Origin of the sequence: Kitasatospora sp. NPDC057512, from assembly GCF_042802135.1 — a bacterium.
GTDB lineage: Bacteria > Actinomycetota > Actinomycetes > Streptomycetales > Streptomycetaceae > Kitasatospora.
Genome location: NZ_JBHVET010000560.1, coordinates 1 through 5,896, shown reverse-complemented (window position 1 = coordinate 5,896; position 5,896 = coordinate 1). Strand labels below are relative to the sequence as shown.

6 protein-coding genes are annotated in these 5,896 nt (G+C 70.0%); 4 read left to right on the top strand and 2 right to left on the bottom strand.

All coding sequences use genetic code 11. From position 1 onward, the window contains the following. Positions 1-47: 47 nt before the first annotated feature. Positions 48-1,325 carry a PTS transporter subunit EIIC gene (locus ACFU6K_RS29055; RefSeq protein ID WP_380667960.1) on the bottom strand — a complete coding sequence of 426 codons (1,278 nt, stop codon included), beginning with the start codon at positions 1,323-1,325 and terminating at the stop codon, positions 48-50. Between the two features lie 386 nt (positions 1,326-1,711). Further along, entirely contained in the window at positions 1,712-3,001 is a 1,290-nt protein-coding gene (locus tag ACFU6K_RS29050; protein ID WP_380667957.1) for a PTS transporter subunit EIIC, read from the bottom strand. Positions 3,002-3,400: 399 nt separating this feature from the next. Here ACFU6K_RS29050 and ACFU6K_RS29045 point away from each other — a divergent pair, with 399 nt between their 5' ends. From ACFU6K_RS29045 to rdgB, 4 genes are all read left to right on the top strand, one after another. Further along, positions 3,401-3,634: a glucose PTS transporter subunit EIIB gene (locus ACFU6K_RS29045; protein ID WP_030060521.1), complete on the top strand. Its 234-nt coding sequence runs from the start codon at positions 3,401-3,403 to the stop codon at positions 3,632-3,634. Positions 3,635-3,823: 189 nt separating this feature from the next. Then, positions 3,824-4,549, top strand: coding sequence for a ribonuclease PH (rph, locus tag ACFU6K_RS29040; protein WP_380667955.1), 726 nt, complete (start codon positions 3,824-3,826; stop codon positions 4,547-4,549). 269 nt (positions 4,550-4,818) lie between these two features. Continuing rightward, positions 4,819-5,208 (top strand): hypothetical protein, encoded by a 390-nt coding sequence (locus ACFU6K_RS29035; RefSeq protein WP_380667953.1) that lies wholly within the window; start codon positions 4,819-4,821, stop codon positions 5,206-5,208. A gap of 31 nt (positions 5,209-5,239) precedes the next feature. Then, on the top strand, positions 5,240-5,845 hold the full coding sequence (gene rdgB / locus ACFU6K_RS29030; protein ID WP_380667951.1) for an RdgB/HAM1 family non-canonical purine NTP pyrophosphatase: 606 nt from the start codon (positions 5,240-5,242) through the stop codon (positions 5,843-5,845). Positions 5,846-5,896 lie beyond the last annotated feature (51 nt).

The window sequence follows — 5,896 nt, the reverse complement described above, 5'->3', positions numbered from 1 at the left end:
GGAGCAGCGGCGGGCCGGGGCCTTGGGAGCGGGCGGTGACGCGGGCGTCAGGCCTTGGTGACGTCCTCGATCTCGTCGTCGTCCTCGCGACCGGGGGTCTTGAGGTTGAACTTGACGATCGCGAAGCGGAAGAGGAAGTAGTAGATCGCGGCGAAGGCCAGGCCGAGCGGGATGATCATCCACGGGTCGGTGGCCTTGTTCCAGGCCAGCGCGTAGTCGATCAGGCCGCCGGAGAAGGTGAAGCCGTCGTGCACGCCGAGCGCCCAGGTGACGGTCATCGAGACGGCGGTGAGCAGCGCGTGGATGACGTACAGGACCGGGGCGATGAAGACGAAGGCGAACTCGATCGGCTCGGTGACACCGGTCACGAAGGAGGTCAGGGCCAGCGAGACCATCATGCCGGTGACGGCCTTGCGGCGGTGCGCCTTGGCGGCGTGGGCGATGGCGAGTGCGGCGGCGGGCAGCGCGAACATCATGATCGGGTAGAAGCCCGACATGAACTGTCCGGCGGTCGGGTCGCCGGCGAAGAAGCGGGTCAGGTCGCCGTGCACGACGGTGCCGTCGGGCTTGGTGAAGTCACCGGTCTGGAACCAGGCGTAGGAGTTCACGAACTGGTGCATGCCGACCGGCAGCAGACCGCGGTTGACCAGGCCGAAGGCGCCCGCACCGAACGCGCCGGCGCCGATCAGGGTGTCGTTCAGGCTCTTGATGGCGTCGCCGATCGGGCCCCAGGCCAGACCGAAGAAGACGCCGACGGCGGTGCCGACGAAGGCCATGATGATCGGGACCAGGCGGCGGCCGTTGAAGAAGCCGAGCCAGTCGACCAGCTTGGTGCGGTGGTACTTCTGCCACAGCACCGCGGCCAGTAGGCCGATCACGATGCCGCCGAGCACACCCGGGTTCTGGTAGGTGGCCGCCTCGTCCTTGCCGGGGAGGATCTTGTACTCGGTGATCGGGAACGCGGTGAGCACGTTCTTGTACACCAGGAAGCCGACCAGGGCGGCGAGGGCGGTGGAGCCGTCCGCCTTCTTGGCGTAGCCGATCGCGATACCCACCGCGAAGAGCATCGGCAGAGCGTCGAAGACCGAGGTGCCGGCGGTGTTGAACACCGCGGCGACCTTGTCCCAGCCGAGGCCGTCCTTGCCGAACACGTCGTCCTGGCCGAGACGCATCAGCAGACCGGCTGCGGGGAGCACGGCGATGGGCAGCTGGAGGCTGCGACCGATCTTCTGCAGACCCTGGAGGAGGTTCTGGCCGAACTTCTTGGCGGGGCTGGGTGAGGCCGGAGCCGTGGCGGGCGCCGGTGCCTGCGCAGACTGACTCATGGGGGTGGGTTCCTAACGGCATGGCGGTCGGTCGGGGGGAAGGCACAGGGGCCGAACCGCGAACTGGTCTACACCACACGTGGTGTAGACCAGTTTTGTAGCACGGGTGGAGAAGTCGAGGAACCCCGGAAAGCGGTGTCGCCGGGAAGCGCTATGAAATCGAAACCTACTTACCGAATGGCGATCATGGTAGCGACCGCGATTGGGATTTTGGCCGACTGCGCAACAAAATCGATTTTGGCTAATCGCGCAACAAAAGCACGGCGTGCTCCGGTGGGCCCTGCCAGGCGCGTTGGGCCCGGCCGGCCGGGCTTTCCGAAATGCCGAAGGCCTCCGGACCGGTGGTCCGGAGGCCTTTGCGGGGATAACCCGGGTGACGCCCGGGTTCAGGCCTTGGTGACGTCCTCGACCTCGGCCTCGTCCTCCCGCCCGGGAGTTTTCAGGTTGAATTTGACGATGATGAACCGGAAGAGCGCGTAGTACACGACGGCGAAGCAGAGGCCGATCGGGATGATCAGCCACGGTTTGGTGGCCAGTCCCCAGTTGATCACGTAGTCGATCAGGCCGGCCGAGAAGCTGAACCCGTCGTGCACCCCGAGCCCCCAGGTCACCGCCATCGAGGCGCCGGTCAGCAGCGCGTGCACGGCGTACAGGGCCGGGGCGATGTAGGCGAAGGAGTACTCGATGGGTTCGGTGACGCCCGTCACGAAGGAGGTCAGGCCGACCGAGAGCATCAGGCCGTAGATCTCCTTGCGCCGGTGCGGCTTCGCCGAGTGCGCGATCGCGAGCGCGGCGGCCGGCAGCGCGAACATCATGATCGGGAAGAAGCCGGACTGGAACTGGCCGGCCGTCGGGTCGCCCGCCAGGAAGCGCGGGATGTCGCCGTGCACGATCGCGCCGTCCGGCTTGGTGAACTCCCCGAACTGGAACCAGACGAAGGTGTTCAGCAGCTGGTGCATGCCGATCAGCAGCAGCGCCCGGTTGAACAGGCCGAAGATGCCGGCGCCGCCCGCGCCCAGGTCGGAGAGGGTCTGCGAGAAGTCGTTCAGGCCGCGGCCGATCGGCGGCCAGACCCAGAGCGCCACCACGGCGGTCAGCATGCCGACCAGCGCGGTGATCATCGGCACCAGGCGGCGGCCGTTGAAGAAGCCGAGCCAGTCGACCAGCTTGGTGCGGTGGAACCGCACCCACAGCCAGGCCGACATCAGGCCGATCAGGATGCCGCCGAGCACCCCCGGGTTCTGGAACGTCGCGGCCGCCGCCTTCGCCGAGCCGTAGTCCACGCACTGGTCGCTGACCAGCACCGTCGGCGGCTTGCAGCTCTCCGGGAAGGCGTGCAGGACCTTGTAGTACACCAGGAAGCCGACCACGGCGGCGAGCGCCGTCGAGCCGTCCGCCTTCTTCGCCATGCCGATCGCGACGCCGATGCAGAACAGCAGCGGCAGGCCGAAGGAGGAGTCGAGCAGCGCGCCGCCGGCCGAGGCGAAGACCTTCGCGACGTTGTCCCAGCCGAGGCCGTCCTTGCCGAACACGTCGGGCTGGCCGAGGCGGTTGAGGATGCCCGCGGCGGGGAGCACCGCCACCGGGAGCTGCAGGGAGCGGCCCATCTTCTGGAGGCCGCCGTAGAAGATGTGCCATCGTTTGGCCTGCGGGGCCGTGGCGCCTGCCGAACTCATCCTTCGCCCTCCGAGAGCAGTTGCCGACCGGGGGGCCCGGCGGGACCCCCGGGCAGGGCTCGGGAACACCCGGGGCCGTTCCCGCGTTCGTCGGAGTACACATATATTGGTGTAGACCACTTAGACGCAGGTCGCACTCCGGAGGCGCGAGCCCCGCTGATCGTCATCCTCGGGCGGCGATCCGGAGCCTGCCCGCCGGAATGGGCCGAAAGTGGACTAACGTGGCGGACCGGACCGGCACGGGTGATGCTGGTCGCGCCGCTCGCAGGCCGACCGCGGCCGAACCCGCGTCAGCCACCGGCACGCACCTCACCGCACGACGGTCGAGGGGCACCCAGCACCAGCGCAGGACGGCACCCGGCAGAGCCGCCGAAGGGCCGAGACAGAGGGAGAAACCAGATGGCCAGCAAGGCTGAGAAGATCGTCGCCGGTCTGGGCGGCATCGACAACATCGAAGAGGTCGAGGGCTGCATCACCCGCCTGCGCACCGAGGTCAAGGACGCCTCCCTGGTCGACGAGGCCGCCCTCAAGGCCGCCGGCGCCCACGGCGTCGTGAAGATGGGCACCGCGATCCAGGTCGTCATCGGCACTGACGCCGACCCGATCGCCGCCGACATCGAGGACATGATGTGAGCTGAACCACCCAGGTTCAGCCCGCCCGGCCCGCCGACCCGCTCAGGGGGACGGCGGGCCGTGGTGCGTCCCCGCCGCTTTCCCGCGGCCTCCCCGCTTTCCCGGGGCCTCCCCGCCTTCCCATGGCCTCCCCGCCGTCTCCGGCTCGCCTCCGGAAGCGGCCCCCCGGAGCGACTACGCTCAGTGCCTATGTCACGCATCGACGGCCGCACCCCCGACCAGCTCCGCCCGATCACCATCGAACGGGGCTGGAGCAAGCACGCCGAAGGCTCCGTCCTCATCTCCTACGGCGACACCAAGGTGCTGTGCACCGCCAGCGTCACCGAGGGCGTGCCCCGCTGGCGCAAGGGCAGCGGCGAGGGCTGGGTCACCGCCGAGTACTCCATGCTCCCGCGCGCCACCAACACCCGCGGCGACCGCGAGGCCGTCAAGGGCCGGATCGGCGGCCGCACCCACGAGATCAGCCGGCTCATCGGCCGCTCGCTGCGCGCCGTGGTCGACCACCGCGCGCTCGCCGAGAACACCATCGTCCTGGACTGCGACGTCCTCCAGGCCGACGGCGGCACCCGCACCGCCGCCATCACCGGCGCCTACGTCGCCCTGGTCGACGCCGTCGCCTGGGCCCGCGACAAGAAGCTGCTGCGCGCCAAGGGCCAGCCGATCACCGGTGGCGTCAGCGCCGTCAGCGTCGGCATCATCGACGGCGTCCCGATGCTCGACCTCCAGTACGAGGAGGACGTGCGCGCCGAGACCGACATGAACATCGTCTGCACCTCCGACGGCCGCTTCGTCGAGGTCCAGGGCACCGCCGAGGGCGCCCCGTTCGACCGCGACCTGCTCGACCGGCTGCTCGACCTCGGCAGCCTCGGCTGCGCGGAGCTGGACGAGATCCAGCGCAAGGTTCTGGAAGGCTGAACCGGCGCGGGCCCCGCGGCCGTGGAGGGGAACGGACGGACGGTCAACCCGTGGGTGGGGACGGCCGTTCGGACCGGTACGGACGCGCGTACGGGCCGCGGGTGGGGCCGCGGGGCGAACGGCCCGCCGAAGGGTCGGCCTGACGGTCGGCCTGCTGTACAGGCCGGGTCCGGAGACCGTACGGTTCCCGCAGCACCCCCGCTGCGGGAACCGCGCACCCCTCTGCGCGCGTCCCACCCCACGGAACCCGCGCCCCCCAGGAGGATCGGATGCCGTCGAGCATCGCCCGCCCCGCCGCCCTCGCCGTGGCCGGACTCATCGCGATCCTCCCGCTCAGCATGGTGAGCTGCTCCGCCGCCCAGAAGGCGCTCGACTGCGGCAACACCGCCGTGAAGATCACCGGCGACCTCGCCGACGTCACCCAGGCCTACGACAACGCGAGCAACGACTCGGCGGCCGCCGGGAAGGCCCTGCAGAAGCTCAGGAACGACCTCGACCAGGTCGGGAAGAACTCCAAGAACACCGACGTCGCCAAGGCCGTGACCGACCTGCAGAAGCAGGTCGAGAACGTGCAGCGGGCGGCCGACAGGAACGAGGTCCCGGACCTCAAGCCGCTCGGCAGCGCGGCCGGCAACCTCACCTCGCTCTGCACCGGCTGACCGCCGCCGGCCACTCGGTAGGGTGGGCGATATGTCCACCCGTCTGATCCTCGCCACCCGCAACCAGCACAAGGTCACCGAGCTCCGCGCCATCCTGGCGGACGCCGGCCTGGACGTCGAACTCGTCGGCGCCGACGCCTACCCGGAGATCCCGGACGTCCCCGAGACCGGCGTCACCTTCGCCGAGAACGCCCTGCTCAAGGCCCACGCCCTGGCCCGCGCCACCGGTCTGCCCGCCGTCGCCGACGACTCCGGCCTCTGCGTGGACGTGCTGAACGGCGCGCCCGGCATCTTCTCCGCCCGCTGGTCCGGCAAGCACGGCGACGACCGCGGCAACCTCGACCTGCTGCTCGCCCAGCTCTCCGACATCGCCGAGCCGCACCGCGGCGCCCACTTCTTCTGCGCCGCCGCCCTCGCCCTCCCCGACGGCACCGAGCGCGTCGTCGAGGGCCGCCTCCTCGGCACCCTGCGCACCGCCCCGTCCGGCGACGGCGGCTTCGGCTACGACCCGATCCTCCAGCCCCTCGGCGAGACCCGCACCTGCGCGGAGCTCACGGCCGACGAGAAGAACGCCATCAGCCACCGCGGCAAGGCCTTCCGCGCCCTCGCCCCGGTCGTGAGGGACCTCATCGCCTGACGCCCCGTCCGGCAGACGCGTCGAAGGCCCGCTCCGAGATCACTCTCGGAG